Origin of the sequence: uncultured Cetobacterium sp. (assembly GCF_947072685.1) — a bacterium.
Lineage (GTDB): Bacteria > Fusobacteriota > Fusobacteriia > Fusobacteriales > Fusobacteriaceae > Cetobacterium_A.
This window is the reverse complement of sequence record NZ_CAMTIK010000018.1, coordinates 12,546-31,316: the sequence shown is the minus strand read 5'-3', so window position 1 is coordinate 31,316 and position 18,771 is coordinate 12,546. Positions and strand designations below refer to the sequence as shown.

At 34.1% G+C, this 18,771-nt stretch carries 17 protein-coding genes and 1 riboswitch; all 17 genes read right to left on the bottom strand.

Annotated elements, in window-relative coordinates:
- Nucleotides 1–9: 9 nt before the first annotated feature.
- Entirely contained in the window at nt 10–2,490 is a 2,481-nt protein-coding gene (locus Q0V67_RS07480) for a heavy metal translocating P-type ATPase (protein WP_297598357.1), read from the bottom strand.
- An 85-nt stretch (nt 2,491–2,575) separates the two neighbouring features.
- A complete protein-coding gene (gene disA, locus Q0V67_RS07475; protein WP_297598355.1) occupies nt 2,576–3,637 on the bottom strand; it encodes a DNA integrity scanning diadenylate cyclase DisA in 1,062 nt (353 codons plus the stop codon).
- Nucleotides 3,630–5,015 carry a DNA repair protein RadA gene (gene radA / locus Q0V67_RS07470; protein ID WP_297598353.1) on the bottom strand — a complete coding sequence of 462 codons (1,386 nt, stop codon included), beginning with the start codon at nt 5,013–5,015 and terminating at the stop codon, nt 3,630–3,632. Before radA ends, disA begins: the two co-directional genes overlap by 8 nt.
- A 4-nt stretch (nt 5,016–5,019) precedes the next feature.
- Nucleotides 5,020–5,502: a pantetheine-phosphate adenylyltransferase gene (gene coaD, locus Q0V67_RS07465; RefSeq protein WP_297598351.1), complete on the bottom strand. Its 483-nt coding sequence runs from the start codon at nt 5,500–5,502 to the stop codon at nt 5,020–5,022.
- An 8-nt stretch (nt 5,503–5,510) separates the two neighbouring features.
- Nucleotides 5,511–6,977 (bottom strand): Rne/Rng family ribonuclease, encoded by a 1,467-nt coding sequence (locus Q0V67_RS07460; protein WP_297598349.1) that lies wholly within the window; start codon nt 6,975–6,977, stop codon nt 5,511–5,513.
- On the bottom strand, nt 6,949–7,998 hold the full coding sequence (locus Q0V67_RS07455) for a radical SAM protein (RefSeq protein ID WP_297598347.1): 1,050 nt from the start codon (nt 7,996–7,998) through the stop codon (nt 6,949–6,951). Before Q0V67_RS07455 ends, Q0V67_RS07460 begins: the two co-directional genes overlap by 29 nt.
- Nucleotides 7,985–8,695, bottom strand: coding sequence for a ribonuclease III (rnc, locus tag Q0V67_RS07450; RefSeq protein WP_297598345.1), 711 nt, complete (start codon nt 8,693–8,695; stop codon nt 7,985–7,987). The genes Q0V67_RS07455 and rnc overlap by 14 nt, the downstream gene beginning before the upstream one ends.
- A 20-nt stretch (nt 8,696–8,715) precedes the next feature.
- The gene (gene fabF / locus Q0V67_RS07445; protein ID WP_297598343.1) at nt 8,716–9,954 is read right to left on the bottom strand and encodes a beta-ketoacyl-ACP synthase II; all 1,239 of its coding nucleotides are present in this window, start codon (nt 9,952–9,954) and stop codon (nt 8,716–8,718) included.
- A 73-nt stretch (nt 9,955–10,027) separates the two neighbouring features.
- Nucleotides 10,028–10,252 (bottom strand): acyl carrier protein, encoded by a 225-nt coding sequence (gene acpP, locus Q0V67_RS07440; protein ID WP_297598341.1) that lies wholly within the window; start codon nt 10,250–10,252, stop codon nt 10,028–10,030.
- Nucleotides 10,253–10,333: 81 nt separating this feature from the next.
- The gene (gene fabD / locus Q0V67_RS07435; RefSeq protein WP_297598339.1) at nt 10,334–11,239 is read right to left on the bottom strand and encodes an ACP S-malonyltransferase; all 906 of its coding nucleotides are present in this window, start codon (nt 11,237–11,239) and stop codon (nt 10,334–10,336) included.
- A 74-nt stretch (nt 11,240–11,313) separates the two neighbouring features.
- On the bottom strand, nt 11,314–12,306 hold the full coding sequence (locus tag Q0V67_RS07430; protein ID WP_297598337.1) for a beta-ketoacyl-ACP synthase III: 993 nt from the start codon (nt 12,304–12,306) through the stop codon (nt 11,314–11,316).
- The gene (gene plsX, locus Q0V67_RS07425) at nt 12,296–13,312 is read right to left on the bottom strand and encodes a phosphate acyltransferase PlsX (RefSeq protein ID WP_297598335.1); all 1,017 of its coding nucleotides are present in this window, start codon (nt 13,310–13,312) and stop codon (nt 12,296–12,298) included. Before plsX ends, Q0V67_RS07430 begins: the two co-directional genes overlap by 11 nt.
- A 114-nt stretch (nt 13,313–13,426) precedes the next feature.
- Entirely contained in the window at nt 13,427–13,609 is a 183-nt protein-coding gene (gene rpmF, locus Q0V67_RS07420; protein ID WP_185875155.1) for a 50S ribosomal protein L32, read from the bottom strand.
- A gap of 36 nt (nt 13,610–13,645) precedes the next feature.
- Nucleotides 13,646–14,128 (bottom strand): DUF177 domain-containing protein, encoded by a 483-nt coding sequence (locus Q0V67_RS07415; protein WP_297598332.1) that lies wholly within the window; start codon nt 14,126–14,128, stop codon nt 13,646–13,648.
- A 91-nt stretch (nt 14,129–14,219) separates the two neighbouring features.
- Nucleotides 14,220–15,314 carry a redox-regulated ATPase YchF gene (ychF, locus tag Q0V67_RS07410; protein WP_297598330.1) on the bottom strand — a complete coding sequence of 365 codons (1,095 nt, stop codon included), beginning with the start codon at nt 15,312–15,314 and terminating at the stop codon, nt 14,220–14,222.
- A gap of 102 nt (nt 15,315–15,416) precedes the next feature.
- Entirely contained in the window at nt 15,417–16,901 is a 1,485-nt protein-coding gene (locus tag Q0V67_RS07405) for a Na+/H+ antiporter NhaC family protein (RefSeq protein WP_297598328.1), read from the bottom strand.
- A 102-nt stretch (nt 16,902–17,003) separates the two neighbouring features.
- Nucleotides 17,004–17,183: riboswitch (Lysine riboswitch) on the bottom strand.
- 51 nt (nt 17,184–17,234) lie between these two features.
- Nucleotides 17,235–18,755, bottom strand: a complete 1,521-nt coding sequence (gene gpmI, locus Q0V67_RS07400) for a 2,3-bisphosphoglycerate-independent phosphoglycerate mutase (RefSeq protein WP_297598325.1) — start codon at nt 18,753–18,755, stop codon at nt 17,235–17,237.
- Nucleotides 18,756–18,771: the final 16 nt, after the last annotated feature.

Below are 18,771 nucleotides of genomic sequence, written 5' to 3'. Positions count from 1 at the left end.
CTCCTCGTATTATTTAAACCACTTCAATCTCAACGCATTTGAAACTACTGAAACAGAGCTCATTGCCATTGCTGCACCTGCTATCATAGGATTTAAAAGATGTCCTGTAAATGGGTATAGTAATCCCGCTGCAACCGGTATCCCTAATCCATTATAGATAAATGCCCAAAACAAGTTTTGTTTTATATTTTTCATAGTAGCTCTACTCAGCTCTATAGCTTTTGGAACATCCTTTATGTTTTTACTCATCAATACTATATCTGCACTTTCTAGTGCGATGTCAGCTCCACCACCGACTGCAATTCCAACATTCGCTTGTGTTAAAGCTGGAGAATCATTTATTCCATCCCCCACCATAGCTACATTTTTTCCTGATATTTGTATTTTTTTTATCTGAGAATACTTTTGTTCTGGCGATACTTCTGCAATTACCTTTTCCACACCAACTTCTCTAGCTATCGCTCTAGCCGTTCTCTCATTATCTCCTGTCAACATGATGACATCTATTCCCATTTTTTTCAACTCTTCAATAACCTCTTTGGAATTCTCTCTAACTTTATCCGCTATTGCAATTAAACCTAGATATCTATTTTTAGTAGCCACATAGATTACTGTTTTTCCTTCATCGAACAGTTTTTCACTCTCTTTTAAATGTTCCTCCACATCGATAGAATATTTATCCATCATCTTTTTACTACCTATTATTACTTCTACATCTCCAACTTTTGTATTTTCTAAAGTTCCTACAACTCCCTTTCCTGTTCGAGAGTTGAAATTTCTTACTGTGTACAGTTCAAGATTTCTTATATTTATCTCTCTCATAATAGCATCAGCTAATGGGTGTTCAGAATTTTGTTCCAAACTTCCAACAACTTTAAGAAGTATTTCCTCCTCTAATTCAGTTGTTATAATATCGGTAACTGTCGGTTTTCCCACTGTTATTGTCCCTGTTTTATCAAAAACAACGGTGTCTACCTTACATGCCTTTTCAAGTGCTTCCCCAGATTTAATAAGTATTCCTAATTCAGCTCCTCTACCAGTTCCTACCATTATAGCTGTTGGAGTTGCTAACCCCAACGAGCATGGACAGGCTATAACCAGTACCGAAATCAAGATTTTCAAAGCAAAAACACTCGGCTGCGAATCCAGATTGACCCATCCTAGCGAACCTATAAAATACCATGTCAGACTTGATAGAACAGCGATTATCATAACTGCGGGTACAAAATATCCAGATAATACGTCGGCCATTCGAGCTATTGGAGCTTTTGATCCCTGAGCATTTTCAACAAGTCTTATTATTTTTGAAAGTGTTGTGTTCTCTCCAGTTTCTGTAACCTTCATTTTCAGACTACCTGTTCCATTTATTGTTGCTCCATAAAGCTTTGATCCTATGATTTTTTTTACAGGGATACTTTCTCCTGTCAGCATAGCTTCATCCACACTTGAAATCCCTTCCACTACCAATCCATCTGTTGGAATTGATTCTCCAGGTTTTATCAGCAGAACATCTCCTATTTCAATCTCTTCTATATCAACACTTACAACCTTTCCATCTCTGAATAGGTTTGCTCTTTTGCTCTGTAAACCCATCAATTTTTTTATAGCTTCTGACGTTTTCCCCTTGCTCAATTTTTCCAAGTATTTACCTAAAGAGATTAAAGCTATAATCACTACACCGGATTCATAGTAAAGATTGTGAACATATTGAATATCCCCTTCATATATTTTAACAGTGCTGTATAAACTATAGGCAAATGCAGCACCCGTTCCTAAAGCTATTAAAGAATCCATACTTGGAGCTCCAGCTTTTATCTTTTGAAATCCTGATGTATAAAAATGTCTTCCCACATACACTACTGGAATAGACAAAACAAGTTGAACCATTGCAAATAAAAATGGATCTGTATTGTAGTGAAGGAAATTCGGTATAGGTAATCCAATCATACTTCCCATTGATATATAAAAAATTATAGCTCCCAAAGAGATAGCTACTAAAAATTCATTGAACTCTCTTTTGAGTTCTTTTTGGTTTTCTTGTTCTCTTCTATCAACTGTTTCCTCAGTTATTCTTTCACCTGTATAGCCAAAATTTTGGATGCTGTGAAAAATTTCAGATAGTTTTACTAGACTTGAATCATATGTCACTGTAGCTTTTTCTGTAGCTAAGTTAACATTCACCGACTCAACCCCGTCCATTCCCGAAATAACTTTTTCAGACATAGAAACACAGCTCTGGCAGTGTAATCCCTTTATCAAAAATGTCACTGTTTTCAATTTTTTCACTTCATTTACACTATAACCCAAAACTGTTATTTTATTTTTAAAACTATCTTCATTTATAGTTTTTTCATCAAAATCTACAAACAATTCTTCCGTCGCTAAATTTACTCTCGCTTCATTCACTCCATCTGTAGAGTTAAGTATTTTTTCAATAAGTGCAACGCAACTCTGGCAAGTTACATTTCCCACTCTATATTTCTTTTTCATTTTACACCTCCATCAATATAGGGTACACCCCTATACCATAATATAACATAGATAAATAAAAAAATCTACTAAAAAAAGTAGATTTTTATTTCTCCAATTCAACAGTTACCTTCAGTCTTTTTAATCCTGTTTGAATAGCTTTTATTTTAAACTTACTGATTCCTTTTATTTCTAAAAGCTCTTCTGTTGAGGCTTCTTGAATTTTAGAAAGATTTCCATAGGTATTAACTATTTTATCTATATCTCTTTTTGTAAGTTTTGTAATTTTATCTAATATTCTATACCCTTTAGGTGTTACCCTATTTCCTAGTGCAGAATATGTTTTTCCATAATCCAAAGTGGATGACAATTTTTCTAATTCTTTTAATTCATCATCTGTTAACTTAGATAATCTGTCCGTTATTTCTGCCATATCAAAACCAGTATTCACATCATTCCAATAATCTTTCAAGAAATCCTCTTTCTCATTTTCGATATCTTGAATTAAATCATTTAAGTGAAGTTTTACAAGTCTTCCATCTAATCCCAACTCAGTCATATAAGTTCCCATCTCTTGAAAGATTCTAGTTACTTTTTCAAATCTTTGTAAAACCACTGTCACTTCATATAGAGTTACCAGGTCATCCAGCTCCAGTATTGTCAAGTTCCCTAAAGCTCTATCCAATACAAAACGATAACGTTCCAAAGTATTTAGCCCTTGTGATGCCTCTCCCATAAGATCGGTTGTACTTCTCAATCTGTGCTTCATTTCACCCTTATATATAGTTACAACTTTTTTTCTTTCCGATATAGCTATAACCAGTTTATCAGTTTGCTTAGCAACCCTTTGAGCGGTTCTATGTCTTGTTCCACTTTCATTTGTAGAAAATCTCATGCTAGGTTGAAGGTGCACATTCGCCGAATGAATTCTAGTTATATCTGAATCAATTATTATCGCCCCATCCATTTTACACAGTTCAAATAACTTCTCCGGAGTGTAGTCACAGCTTATTTCAAATCCTCCGTCCATTATCTTCTGAACTTCTGAATCTAGTCCTACAACTATTAAGGCTCCCATCTCTCCATCTAAAACATTGTGTATCCCCTCTCTCAACTTTGTACCTGGAGCCAAAAGAGAAAGGATATCTAATAATTGCGGGTTATTCATCTTTACTCATCCTTTCTAAAAGTTCTTCTAAATTTTTCAAATATATTATTTTCAGTTTATAACTATTTTTTTCAATCTCTTTTCTATTTGTTTCAGGGACATAGACACCTTTAAATCCAAGCTTTTCTAGCTCTCTTAATCTTCTATCTATAAAGAAAGCTTTTCTTATCTCTCCCCTCAATCCAAGTTCACCAATAGCGGCAATCTTTTGACTTATAGCAATATTTCTATAGAGTGAAACTATTGATATCAATGCTCCTAAATCGGCTGCTGGATCATTTATTGATAATCCACCAGGAATATTTATAAATAGATCTTTCATTCCTAAATGAAGCCCCATTCTTTTTTCAGCAATAGCTGTCAATATTTGCATCCTATTTCTATCAAATCCTTGAACAATTCTCTTAGGTATTCCAATTGTACAATCCGTTAGGAGAGTTTGTATCTCCAGTAAAAAAACTTTTGTTCCTTCTAAAACTGGAACTACCATACTTCCTATATTCTTTTCATCTCTTTCACTTAAAAAAAACTCCGATGAATTTTTCACCTCATGAATACCTGTGTCCTCCATGCTAAATACTGCAAGTTCATTTGTTGATCCAAATCTATTTTTTAAACTTCTTAAAATTCTATAGAACAGTCCCTCTTCACCTTCAAAATGAAAAACAGCGTCAACCATATGCTCTAAAAGCTTCGGCCCTGCAACTTTCCCATCTTTTGTAATATGACCAACTATAAAAAATGAAACTTCATTTTTTTTAGCTAGCTCAATTATTTTTAGCGTACACTCTCTTATCTGTGTCGGAGTCCCTGGAATCGAATCCACTTCTGAATTATAAAGAGTTTGAATTGAATCTATAATGACAATTTTTGGTTTTCTTGTTAGAACATACTCATAGATTCCTTGAATATCTGTTTCGGACATAAGATAAAGATCATTTGAATCTATCCCTAATCTCTCCCCTCTAGATTTTATCTGAGCTGGTGATTCCTCCCCAGAAACATATAAAACATCTCCATAAACAGTGTATTCTTTAGCGGTTTGTAACAGCAAAGTGGATTTCCCAATCCCAGGACTTCCTGTTATTAGAACAACCTCTCCTTTTACTAATCCACCTCCTAGAAGTCTATCAAATTCCGATATTGTTGTTTTGTACCGAAAATTCTTTTCTAACTGAACATTGGCAAAGGATACTACTTTATCTTGAATATTCACCATTGAATTGGATGATGTTTTCATAGTTTTTGATGAACTTGCAGGAAGCTCTATCTCTTCTTCAAAAGTTCCCCATTCACCACAATTATCACACTTCCCCATCCATTTAATTGTTTTATATCCACACTCACCACATACATAAAAACTTTTTGCCTTCGCCATTTAGCTACTCCTTAACTTTATCTCTAACCTTTTCAATCACATAGCTATCCAAATAATCGTCTAACTTCCCATTATAAACCGCTAACTCTCTAACTATAGTAGAACTAACATATAAAAACTGTTTGGATGCAGGAATAAAAACTGTTTCAATCTCTTTTTCAGAAATATCAAAATTTCCATAAGCCAACGATAGTTCGTATTCGTAATCAACAACAGCTCTCAATCCTCTTATTATATACTTGCAATCTCTTTGTTTCATATAGTCAACTAATAAGCCGCTATACTCAATAACTTCGACATTTAAAATATCCTCTAAACTTTTTTCCACCATATCTTTTCTTTCTTCTAAAGTAAATAAAGTTTTTTTAGAAACATTATTTAATACAGCCACTATTAACTTATCACACATTCTACTCGCTCTTTTTATAATATCTTTATGCCCCTTCGTTATAGGGTCAAATGTTCCTGAATATAAGGCTAGCTTCACCTTTCCACCTATCTTTCCATCAATATTTCATAATCTTTAACTATCTCTTTCCCTTGGCTTAGAATTTCAATTTTTTTCCCATGTTGAGCCAATAAAGATTTTATAAAATCCAAGTAAATCTCTTCTATTTTCTGTTTTACAGAGGCTTTTGTCACTATCTTTATCTTGCTGATATCTTTTTCTTCAACCACTTCTTTTAGTTCTTTTATTATATTTTCTACAATAGATCTACTTCCTTTTACTTTTCCAGTCCCTTTACACATTGGACATTCATCTTGAAAGTAATAACTTAGTGGTTTGCCTATCCTTTTTCTGGTCATTTCAACTAACCCCAAATCTGTGAAGTGAATAATATTTGTTTTTACTCGATCTTTAGCTAAATGTTCATCTAAAACTTTCAAAACTTTCTCTTTGTCCTCTTCCACTTTCATGTCTATAAAGTCAATTATTATTATTCCACTTAAATTTCTTATACGGAGTTGTCTTGCGATTTCCTCGGCTGCTTCTATGTTAGTTTTCACAACTGTCTCTTCTAAATTCATACTACCTATATTTTTTCCAGTATTCACATCAACACTGACCAATGCCTCTGTTTTTTCTATAACTATAGAACCACCACACTCTAGCCAAACTGTTTCTTCTAGGGATTTTTCAATCTCTTGTTGAATTCCATAGTTATCAAATATATCTTTCTTGTCGCTATATAATTTTATTTTAGTTTTTAATTTACCATCACTAAATGCCATAGTATAGTCTATTATTTCCCAATAAACACTCTCATCATCCACGATTATTTCATCGATTTCATTATTTATAATATCTCTTAAAACTTTACTCACGATTCCATTATCTTTATATAGAAGTTCTCCTATTTTAGCTTTTTTTATCTTCACTTCTATCTCTTCCCATTTTTTAATTAAATATTGTAGCTCTTTTTCAAAATGGTAGATACTTTTACCCTCAGCAGCAGTCCTTATTATAACTCCCATCCCTTCGGGTACAATTTCAGAAAAAACTTTCTCCAATCTTTCTCTTTCAGATTCATCTCTTATTTTTTTAGATATAGCTATATGTGTATTGTTTGGCATAAGTACTAAAAATTTTCCAGGTATTGTGTAGTGCGTTGTAACTCTTGCCCCTTTACTTCCTCTGGGATCACTCAACACTTGCACTACAACATCGTCTCCAACAGTCAAAAGTTCCTCTATTGGCTTTACACTATTTGCTATTCCTGTTAAATATTTTTCTTCAAAATCTCTTAAATCTTTCACATATAAAAATCCATTTTTTTCTAATCCTATTTTTACAAAAGCCGATTCCATACCGGGTAACACATTGGCAACTTTTCCTTTATATATATTTCCGTTTAAAGTTCCCTCTCCCGCTCTTTCAATGTGGACTTCCATCACTTTTCCATGCTCTAATACTGCAGCTCTAGTTTTAAATCTATTCGTATTTATTATTATCTGGTTCATTTATCTCTCCCCTAAGAACCTGTTTCCATAAATAGCTTTTTCCATTTACCACAATTGTATCTAAACTCAATGAGTGATCTATCTTTATAATTAATTTTTCTCCAAATCTCACTCTATTAATTTTTTTATTTCCTACAATTTTGGAAACATTCTTTTCGTTTATTTCTACACTTATTTTTCCGTCTGATAAATCAAATTTTTTAAGAAAATCATAATATATCTCTCCTACAACAAGCTCTCTAAAAGCTGGATGGAAAGGTCCCCCCAATACATTTTCACTATCATTTAATTCATCTGTTGGTTGAAGTCCAACTCTTACAATATTTATATCATTATATTCTAAGAGTGAATATATTTTTTTACATCTTTGAACCGCTTCCTCTATAGAGAGTGGTTTATAGTTGCCATTTTTAAACATCTCTGCCATCTCAGTCTCTTTTATAACAAGTGTTGGATAAATTCTTGCTATATCAGGCTTTATCTCCACTGTCTTTAAAGCACTCATATAGTCACTTTCTTCTGTAGCTCCAGGCAAACCTAGCATCAACTGTATCCCAAGTTCTATTCCCGCATCTTTAATCAGTTTTGAAGCTGTATAAACCTTTTCCAATGGGTAAAATCTATGTGTTTTTTTCAAAACACTTTCATCCAAAGACTGCACCCCTAACTCCACGGTTGTAACTCCGTAACTCACAAGCATATCCACTATCTCTTTATCAATATAGTCCGGTCTTGTTGAAAGTCTTATCCCATCAATCAATCCTTTTTCTATATATTCATGCACAACTGAAAGATACTCCTTTTGTAAATTAAAAGAAATTCCTGTAAAAGTTCCACCAAAAAAAGCCACCTCTTTCTTGGATTTTTTTGGAAGAGTTTTTAAGTATGTTTCTATAATGTTTTTAACATCTTCTAAACTCACATCTGTTTCTCTACCATTGATTTTTTTTTGATTGCAAAATACACAGTCATTCGGACACCCAAAATGACTTATAAATATCGGGATGTTATAGTGTTTCATAAAGTTTAACTCCTAATTTTTTACAGATATCTTTAGCTGCTGCCTGCTCTGCACCCTTTTTATTTTTCCCTTTTCCATAGCCCTTCAATTCATCTTTTATAATTACAACAACTTCAAAAATCTTCAAATGATCTGGACCATCTTCACTTACCACCTGATAAGTCGGAATAATCTTATACTCTTTTTGACTATACTCCTGTAAAATTGTTTTAAAATCTAAAATATCCTCATTTTCATTCACATGTTCTATTGGATGTTTTAAATATTCCATCGCAATATTTTTTACTGTAACAAAATCTGAATCTAAATATATGGCTCCCAATATAGCTTCAAAAACATCACCTAATATTGAATTTCTTTCTCTTCCACCTGTTAACTCTTCACCTTTACTCAACATTAGATACTGTCCAAATCCTAACGTTTTAGATATTCTTGCAAGTACAGGCTCACTAACAACCATAGCTTTTAGTTTTGCTAAATCCCCTTCCAATGCATTGGGATAGCTTTTATAAAGATACTCTGTCACAATAAGATCTAGAACTGCATCACCTAGCAGTTCTAATCTCTCATTATTTAACTTTTTATATCTTGTATGTTCATTACCAAAAGATCTATGGATAAGCGAGTTTTTCAACAAGTCTTTATTTTTAAATACATAACCTATTTTTTTTTCTAACTCTAGATATGACTTTTTCACTTATCTCTCCCTTAAATCTATTATTTATATTTTCTCATTGCTATTACAGCATTGTGTCCACCAAATCCTAATGAACTTGACATTCCTACCTCTATATCTCTTTTAACTGCTACATTTGGAGTATAGTTTAAATCTAGAGTTTCATCTGGATTGTCCTGATTGATTGTCGGTGGAACTACTCCCTCCGCTATTGAAAGTGCCAATAAAACTCCTTCAATTCCTCCAGCAGCCCCAAGACCATGCCCTGTTGCTCCTTTTGTTGAAGAGATGTTCATTTTATATGCCGATTCTCCAAAAGCAGTTTTAATAGCAGCTGTTTCGTTTCTGTCATTTGCTGGCGTAGAAGTTCCATGTGCATTTATATACCCTACTTCTTCAGGTTTTATTTTCCCCTCTTCCATAGCCATTACGAATGCTCTGACTGCTCCTTCTCCACCTTCTGATGGAGATGTGATATGATATGCGTCACAAGTTTCTCCATATCCCACAACTTCAGCATAAATTTTAGCTCCTCTTGCCTTTGCAGTTTCAAGCTCTTCTAGGATTAAAACTCCTGCTCCTTCTCCCATTACAAACCCATCTCTATCAGCTGTGAAAGGTCTTGATGCCTTCTGTGGATCATCATTTCTTGTAGATAGTGCTTTCATATTAGCAAAAGCATTTATTGCAAACTTTGTTATACAAGCCTCTGTTCCACCTGCAATCATTGCGTCTGTTCTACCTGATTTGATCATCTCATAAGAATCTCCTATCGAGTGCGTTCCTGCTGCACATGCTGTTACCACAGCTTTGTTCGGTCCCTTTGCACCAAAATATATACCCACATTTCCAGATGCCATATTGTTTATCATAGCTGGTATTGTAAACGGAGATATTCTTCTAACTCCTTTTTCAAGCATATTTTGATACTGCTCTTCAAACACTTCGATTCCACCTATTCCTGATGAAACTATAGTTCCTATTTTTGTAGCATTTGTTTCGTCAATAACAAGACCTGAATCTTCTAATGCCATTTTTGTAGCTGCTATTGCAAACTGTGTATTTCTCGCTAATTTTTTAACCTCTTTTTTTTCAATTCCAAACTCTGTAGGGTCAAAATCAGTAACTTCTCCAGCTATTTTTACGGCACTTTCCGTTGCATCAAAAGATGTTATCTCTTTTATCCCACATGCACCTGATTTTATAGCTTCCCAAGATTTTTTCGTCCCAGTTCCTAGTGAAGTTATTAAACCCACTCCCGTTACAACTACTCTTCTCATTATATATTCACCTCTTTTTATTTTTCCAAAAAATATAACTAAAGGGGTACTTTCATACCCCTTTGAATTTATCTTACTTATTTGCCTCGATGTAGTTTACAACATCTTTTACAGTTTTAATTTTTTCTGCGTCTGTATCAGGTATTTCGATATCAAATTCCTCTTCGAAAGCCATTATTAACTCAACAGTATCAAGTGAATCTGCTCCTAAATCTTCTACGAAGTTTGACTCTAAAGTTACTTGATCAGCGTCCACACCTAATTGCTCTACAACTATTTCTCTTATTTTATCTAACATTTGTTTCCTCCTAAATAATTTAATAATTTATATAAATATATTAGCAAATTTAATATATTTTTTCAAGTTTTATCAATCAGATTAATCTAAATCTACAAGTTTTTCTATATTTACAACTTCTAGCTCTTTATCTATCTTTTTAATTAAGCCGTTCAAAACTTTTCCAGGCCCAATCTCATATATTTTTGTTACTCCAGCCTCTTTCAAAGCGTTTATTGTATCCACCCATTTTACTGGTCCAAAACTTTGTCTATATAGCTCATCTTTTAATGAGTTTATATCTGTTATCTCTTTTGCTGTTGTATTTGCTATTAAAGGTATATTTGCAACTTTAAAGTCAAACTCCTCCAGTGCAGTTTTCAATATCTCTCCTGCTGGCTTCATCAATGATGAATGAAACGGTCCTGACACTGCAAGTTCCATAGCTCTTCTTGCTCCTGCTTCTTTAAGAATCACACAAGCTTTCCCAATCGCTTCTTTTTCTCCTGCTATAACAGTTTGTTTAGGTTCGTTAAAATTAACCGCCTCTACAATACCATCTACATTTTTTAAAGCCTCTTCAATTTTATCGGAATCTAATCCTATTATTGCTGCCATAGAACCTTTTACTTGAGCTGAAACTTCACTCATAGCTTTCCCTCTTAAAGCGGTCAATTTAACAGCATCCTCTGCAGTTAAAAACCCTGCTGATCCCACTGCCGCATACTCTCCAACCGAGTGACCTGCAACATAGTTTGGAGTTATACCTTTCTCTCTTAAAAGTCTTTCTAGAACTAAACTCATTGCAACTATTGCTGGTTGAGTATTTTTAGTATCTTTTAACTCCTCTTCACTCCCTTCAAACATAACTGTTTTAAGGTCCATATCTAAATTAGAAAATATTTTATCAAACTCTTTTCTAGCGATATCATTGTTTTCATAAAGTTCTTTTCCCATTCCAATATATTGAGTTCCTTGTCCTGGAAAAACAAAAGCTATTTTGCTCATATTAACTCCTTTTTTTAAAATAACATGTGTTTTTTAATATAACATAATATTTTTTAACTGTCAATTTATTTTATTTAATAACACCACTTCAAAATCATTGAGGCGTAAGTAAGTCCCGCACCAAACCCAGTTAATGCGATTGTGTCACCTTTTTTTACCAGTCCTTTTTCTAGAGCTTCTCCCAGTGCAAGTCCAATTGATGCTGAAGATGTATTTCCATATCTATTTAGATTTAAATAGAACTTATCCATTGGAATTCCTAATCTTTTTGATGCTGCCTCGATTATTCTTACATTTGCTTGATGTGGGAAAACCATATCTATATCTTCCGCTACCATTCCCGCTGCTTCTAAAGCTTCTAAAGTAGCTTTAGGTAATGCTTTTACAGCAAATTTAAATACATCTTGCCCTTTCATTTGTAAGAAATTCAATCTTTCATCCAAAACTTGTTGACTTAAAGGCATTCTTGTTCCACCTGCCGGAGTTCTAAGTGCTCCCTTAACGTCCGCTTCAGCTCCTAAAAATTGAGATAGTATTCCAGTTCCATCTTCAACTTCTGACACCACTGCTGCTGCCGCTCCATCTCCAAACAGAACACAAGTATTTCTATCTTTCATATCCACACATTTAGACAACACCTCTGCTCCTATAACCAATACATTTTTATTCATTCCAGATGAAATCAATGCTTTAGCCATAGTTAATGCATATACAAATCCGCTACAAGCAGCGTTTATATCCACTGCTGCCGCATTTTTAGCTCCTATTAGTTCCTGTACAACACACGCCGTACTCTGAATAGGATAATCTGGTGTTGTTGTAGCTAGGATTATCATATCTATATCCTCGGCTGTTAATCCTGCTTTTTCTAGAGCTTTAAGAGAAGCTGCTGCCCCCAAATCTGATGTTGCTTGAGTTTCATCTGCAAATCTTCTTTCCTCTATTCCTGTTCTAGTTCTAATCCACTCATCTGATGTATCTATAATTTTTTCAAAATCAAAATTTGTCATTATTCTTTCTGGAACATAAGTTCCTAATCCAATTATTCCTACATTTTTAAGCTTCATTACTTCCTCCTTGATCTTGTTTCATAACCTCTGTCAATCTCTCAATAAATTTATCTTCAGCAAATTTATTTGCAACTTTAATTGCATTTTTGATTCCATTGGCCGTTGAATTCCCATGTGCTTTTATCGAGATACCATTTATCCCTAAAAATAAAGCTCCTCCATATTCTGAAGAATCCATTTTACTTTTCAAATTTTTAAAAACAGGCTTTAAAAATAACGCCCCTATCTTACCTAAAAAACTTTTACTAATTTCTTCTTTTAAAAGTGTAAATATGTATTTAGATACGCCTTCCGCTGTTTTCAAAACCATATTTCCAGTAAAACCATCGGTAACAACTACATCCACATCCACATCCATTATATCTCTACTCTCAATGTTTCCTATAAAATTAATTTTATCATTCTCTTTCAAAAGGTTAAAGGCCTCTCTTGTTATCTCGTTTCCTTTTCCCTCTTCTGTTCCAATATTTAAAAGTCCAACTTTTGGTTTTTGCACTCCAAACAACTCTTCAAAATAAAGAGATCCCATTGTTGCAAATTGATTTATAAACTCTGGTCGAGAATCTGAATTAGCACCTACATCCATCAAAACTATATCTCTTTTTTTAGCTGGAAATATTGTTGTGATAGCCGGTCTTAAAACACCTTTTACTCTTCTTAATTTTAACTGGCTCGTACTTATAAGTGCACCTGTATTTCCTGCTGAAACACAAGCATCGGCCGTTCCATTTTTCACAAGTTCTAAGGTTCTATTCATCGATGAATCTTTTTTTGTTTTTATAGTAGTTATTGGGTCATCTGTCATTTCAACAACCTCTCTGGCATCTACTATCTCTATTTTTTCTTTATTGTAGTTGTATTTTGTTAATTCCTTTTCAATTATCTCTTTTTTCCCTACAAGTATTATCGTAACATCCGACAAATCCTGTAAAGCCTGAACTGCACCTTTGACAGTTTCTAGAGGGGCATAATCTCCACCCATGGCATCTAATGCAATTTTCATAACTTCTCCTCAATATAACTATTATTAATTATTTATTATTATTAATATATTATATCATATTTTTGAAAATAAAAAAAAGCAAGATTTAGTTATCCCGCTTTTTTTTATAAGCTATTACTCTGCTTCTGTAGCTAGAACTTGCTTTCCGTTGTAATCTCCACATGCAAGACAAATTCTGTGAGGTCTTCTTGGAGCTCCACACTTATCACAAGTTGCTAATGTAGAACCTTTTAATGCGTGGTGAGATCTTCTCATATTTTTCTTAGCTTTCGAAGTTTTCTTCTTAGGTACTGCCATCTTAGTTTCCCTCCTAATACATTCATATTTTAAAATTTAAAATTTTATGTCTAATAATTGCTGCCACCTAGGGTCAACATCATCCTTCAAGTACTTCTCAACTTCAGAAGCGTCAGTACATTCTGGAAGACATGCCTCATATTGTGACAAATCAAGTATTATATATTCTCTGACCAGATTAGATATATTGATCTCGCTGTTAACAGCCTCTTCAAAATGGTTTTCACCAAACTCTTCCTCCGGTTTTAGGCTCGACATGTATTTAGAATATTCTTTCGGTTCTAAATAAAACCCTTGAAAATCCGATTGGATTAATGGTTCTATCTCCGTTAGACATCTAACACACTCTAACCTCAGTACTGCTCTATAAGAACCTTCAACTATATATTGATCTCCCTCTTTATAGGCTCTCCCTTTTATAACTATTCCCTCAGGAATATCTAAAGAATCCATAGTTTGTTCAACATAATCAAAGACAACCTCTGATTCGTTAATTATTTCATTAAGCTTTATTATCAAAGTTATCCTCCTTATAATTACAATACCATAATATTTTACTAGTTTTTTTAAAGGTTGTCAAGTAATTTTTCTTAACAACCAGTTTTATATTTTACACGTTAAATAAAAACTCCATCAGGTCGCCATCTTTAACAATATATTCTTTTCCTTCAAGTCTAAGCACCCCTGCTTCTTGTGCTCCTTTCCATCCAGAATACTTTATAAAGTCATCATATGCAACAACTTTTGCTCTGATAAATCCTCTTTCAAAATCTGTATGGATCTCTCCAGCTGCTTTTGGAGCTGTATCTCCAACTTTTATAGTCCAAGCTCTAACCTCTTTAACTCCTGCTGTGAAGTATGTCTGAAGTCCTAAAAGCTTAAACCCTGCTCTTATTAATCTATTTAATCCAGGTTCTTCTACTCCTAAAGCCTCTAAGAACTCTTTTTTATCTTCATCTTCCATTTCTTGAAGTTCCGACTCAACTCTTGCTGAAACAACAACAACTTCTGCTCCTAAAGTAGTAGCATATTCTTTAACTTTTTCAACAAACTCATTTCCAGTTGCCAAATCATCCTCTGATACGTTGGCTGCAAACATCATAGGTTTTTGAGTTAAAAGTTGATATGTTCTCATTAATTCCTGCTCTTCTGCTGTCAATACAAGTGTTCTTAACATCTGATACTCATCTAGATGGGCTTTACACTTTTCCAAAGCTGGCATTATAGCCATAGCCTCTTTATTTTTAGCTTTAAATAGCTTTGATTGCTTCTCTATAGCCTTTTCAACTGTTTCCATGTCAGCTAAGATTAACTCTCCATTTATTATCTCTATATCTCTTATTGGATCAACACTTCCACTTACGTGAATAATATTCTCATCTTCAAAGCATCTTACAACTTGACAAATTGCAGCTGTTGTTCTGATATTTGATAAAAATTTATTTCCTAATCCTTCACCTTTAGCCGCACCTTCAACAAGTCCAGCAATATCTACGAACTCAACTGTTGCATTTTGAACTCTTTGAGGATTGATTATTTTTGATAATTCATCCAGTCTTGTATCTGGAACAGTAACCATTCCCACGTTAGGCTCTATCGTACAAAATGGGTAGTTAGCTGCTTCTGCTGCTCCTGCTTTTGTTATTGCATTAAAAAGTGTTGACTTTCCAACGTTTGGAAGTCCTACAATTCCTATACCTATCATTAGAGATTCCTCCTGAAATTTTATTTTACTTTAGATTTTATCATATATAAAAGCTTTTGTAAATAAAAAAACCCCCACTTTAAAAAGTGAAGGTTTTATATTTTACACTGTCTCTGTAACTACTGTACTTTTCATAGATTTTTTCAATTTTACCTTCGGTTCACTCGGCAATCCAAATCTTGGAATAAATCTATCTAAACCTGTCAATGTAGCTAACAATATTGTTGAAACAGCTATCATTGCTAAGAAATTATACTTTATTATATCTATAGCCCTAAACGTATACAGTGGATATACCGCTTGAACAATTCCCAGGTAAAACCCTATATAAACGTGCCAAGGAATAAGTTGCGATCCGAAAACACCCAAAGCATCACTAAATGTTGCATTTCTAAGTCTTAGCACCTCTATATCCTCCGGTGATCCCTCTACGTTCTTCTCAACAATCTCTCTTATGATAGGTCCTATCGTAACTATTTGTGCCATTTCATCTGCTAACCCCGCATTTCCTAATATTGATAGCATTCCATTGCAAAACATAAGCTGTCTAACATTGCTTGAGATTTTTACAACTATGTTTGATAGAGGTCTAAACGCATCCATAAGCTTCATAATACCGCCAAATGCCGCTACCCACATCATCATAACGATAACCCAAGATCCTGCACCTGCAAATCCCGACATAACCATATTTAAAAACTCACCTGTATCTGTCACTGTTCCAGCCATTAATCCCAATCCATAAGCTGAAAATATCCCTATGAATAGACAAAGTAATGTTGTCATCCCTTTAAAAGCTGCTATTAAAACAAGAACTAAAGGTATTATCATGTAAGTTGGAACCCCATCCTTCACCTGATTTAAAAGAATCACTGCCGATTCTCTTTTTTCTGCTAAAACTGCCCAAACACCTTCAGGAATTTGTGTTATCGCTGTTGCTGCATCTCCAGTTGTAGTTGGTAACCCCATTACCACACCAGCCACATAAAATGCTATAATCCCTAAAATCAATACAAACAGTGACCAGAACCCTTGATGTCTAATTCTTTTTATAACTTCTACTTTTTGTATTCCAGAACTCACTATTGTTGTATCTGAAATAAGTCCTATATTATCTCCAAAACAAGCTCCACCTGCTATTGCTCCAACTGTCAAATCAATATTTCCACCAACAATATGATTCAACCATAAAAATATTGGTGCACATGCTGCAAACGTTCCCCAGCTAGTTCCCGTTGCTATTGAAAGTACAGATGTCACAACTATTCCAACTACCGCAACAGTTCTTCCAGTCAACCCTACATTCAAGGCCAAATTTATTATTGATGCTCCCACACCCGTTGCCATAAATACCTCTGCCATAGCATAAGCTACCATAAGAATAAAAAATGCTATCTGCATCTCTTTGGCGTTGTTTATAACTGCATCCATAATATCGTTAATTTTTTTTCTTTCAATTATCACAGCCACCAAAGCTGCATATATTGTTGCAAGAGGGGCTGCTATCAACGCATCATAGCCCATAAACATCAATATTGCCAACAGTGCTACTGGACTTAATTTTAATAATTCTGAAATTCTGCTCATTCCTAAAACCTCCAAGTTTTTATGTTTTTAGCTTCATCGAAATTTTAGGTAAAAAAAACTACCGTATTAAAATACGGTAGCTAATCTGCAATTATATTACAAATTTTGGATAGCACAACACTAGAAACCTCTTTCTAATGACAGTCATATAGATATTCTCCATATGCCCAACAAGAACTTTTGACACAATTCTTGTTTCGGCAAACTACCCTTTCATTCAAGTTCAACGTTTTGTCTAACTCACTTAAATTACTCTTGTTGTCTGCAACCTCTACCTAAATATTATTTTTTCGAAACTTATATTATAGTAACACTATTATTTCTAGCTGTCAATTATTTTTTTATAAGCGAAACACCGTTCATTTCGGCAGGTTTCTCAATATTTAAAATTTCTAACATTGTTGGAGCTATATCAGCTAACTTTCCTTTATTCAATTCTCCGTGGAAATTATTTGATACATAGATCAATGGCACATCATATATTGTGTGAGCTGTGAATACACCATGAGTTTCAGGATCTTCCATCTTCTCAGCATTCCCATGATCTGCTGTTATAAGAACCGTTCCGTCCAACTCTAACACTTTATCTACTATCTTAGCCATTCCATTATCTACAGCTTTAATAGCTTTGATAGCCGCTTCGAATACACCTGTATGACCAACCATATCAGCATTTGCAAAATTCATTACGATAACATCATATTTATCTTCAGATAATGCCTCCAATACAGCTTCCGTTAATTTTGGTGCAGACATTTCCGGTTGAAGATCATATGTTGCAACTTTTGGTGAAGCTACTAGTTTTCTTCCCTCTCCAACAAACTCAGTTTCTTTTCCACCATTAAAGAAAAATGTAACATGGGCATACTTTTCAGTTTCAGCTGTTCTCAGTTGAGTCAATCCGTGAGCTGAAACAACCTCTCCTAAAGTATTATTTATGTCTCTATCCTTATATATAACCTCAGCATCTATTGTTGAGTCGTACTGTCTCATACAATAATATTTTGGAGCTAAATATTTTCTTTCAAACCCTTTGAATTCTTTATCATCTAGAGCTCTAGTTATCTGTCTAGCTCTATCTGGTCTAAAGTTAAAGTTGATAATAACATCCCCTTCACCTATAACTCCAGCTTTTGTCAATAAAGTTGGTTCAATAAACTCATCTGTCACTTTATCAGCATATGATTTTTCAATAACTTCATCGGCTGTTTCAGAAGTGACATCCACGTTTCCAACCATAGCATCGTAAGCCTTTTTAGTTCTTTCCCAGTTAGTATCTCTATCCATAGCATAGTATCTTCCAGAAATACTGGCAATTGTTCCAACACCTAATTCGGCTATTTTAGCCTCAAGCTGTTTCATAAAACCAAGACCTGAGCTCGGTGCTGTGTCTCTTCCATCCATAAATGCGTGTATGTAAACTTTTGATAGCCCTGTTCTTTTAGCCATTTCTAAAAGACCAAAAAGATGATTTATATGTGAATGAACTCCACCATCAGAAAGAAGACCAATAAAATGAATCGATTTTTCACTTTCTTTAGCGAGTTTAAACGCCTCAACAACCTTATTTTTTTCAAAAAATTCTCCGTCTCTAATCTCTTTAGAAATCTCTACAAGAGGTTGATACACAACTCTTCCAGCTCCTAAGTTTAGATGTCCTACCTCAGAATTTCCCATCTGACCATCTGGAAGTCCAACAGCTTCCCCAGAGGCTTTTATTGCTGTATGCGGATACTTTTCGTATAATCTGTTAAAATTCTCAGGATTTGCCGCTGTTATAGCATTTTTTTCACTTGAATTAGGGTTTGTTCCCCAACCATCCAATATCATTAACATTAAAGGTTTTTTAGCCATTTTAAGCCTCCTATTT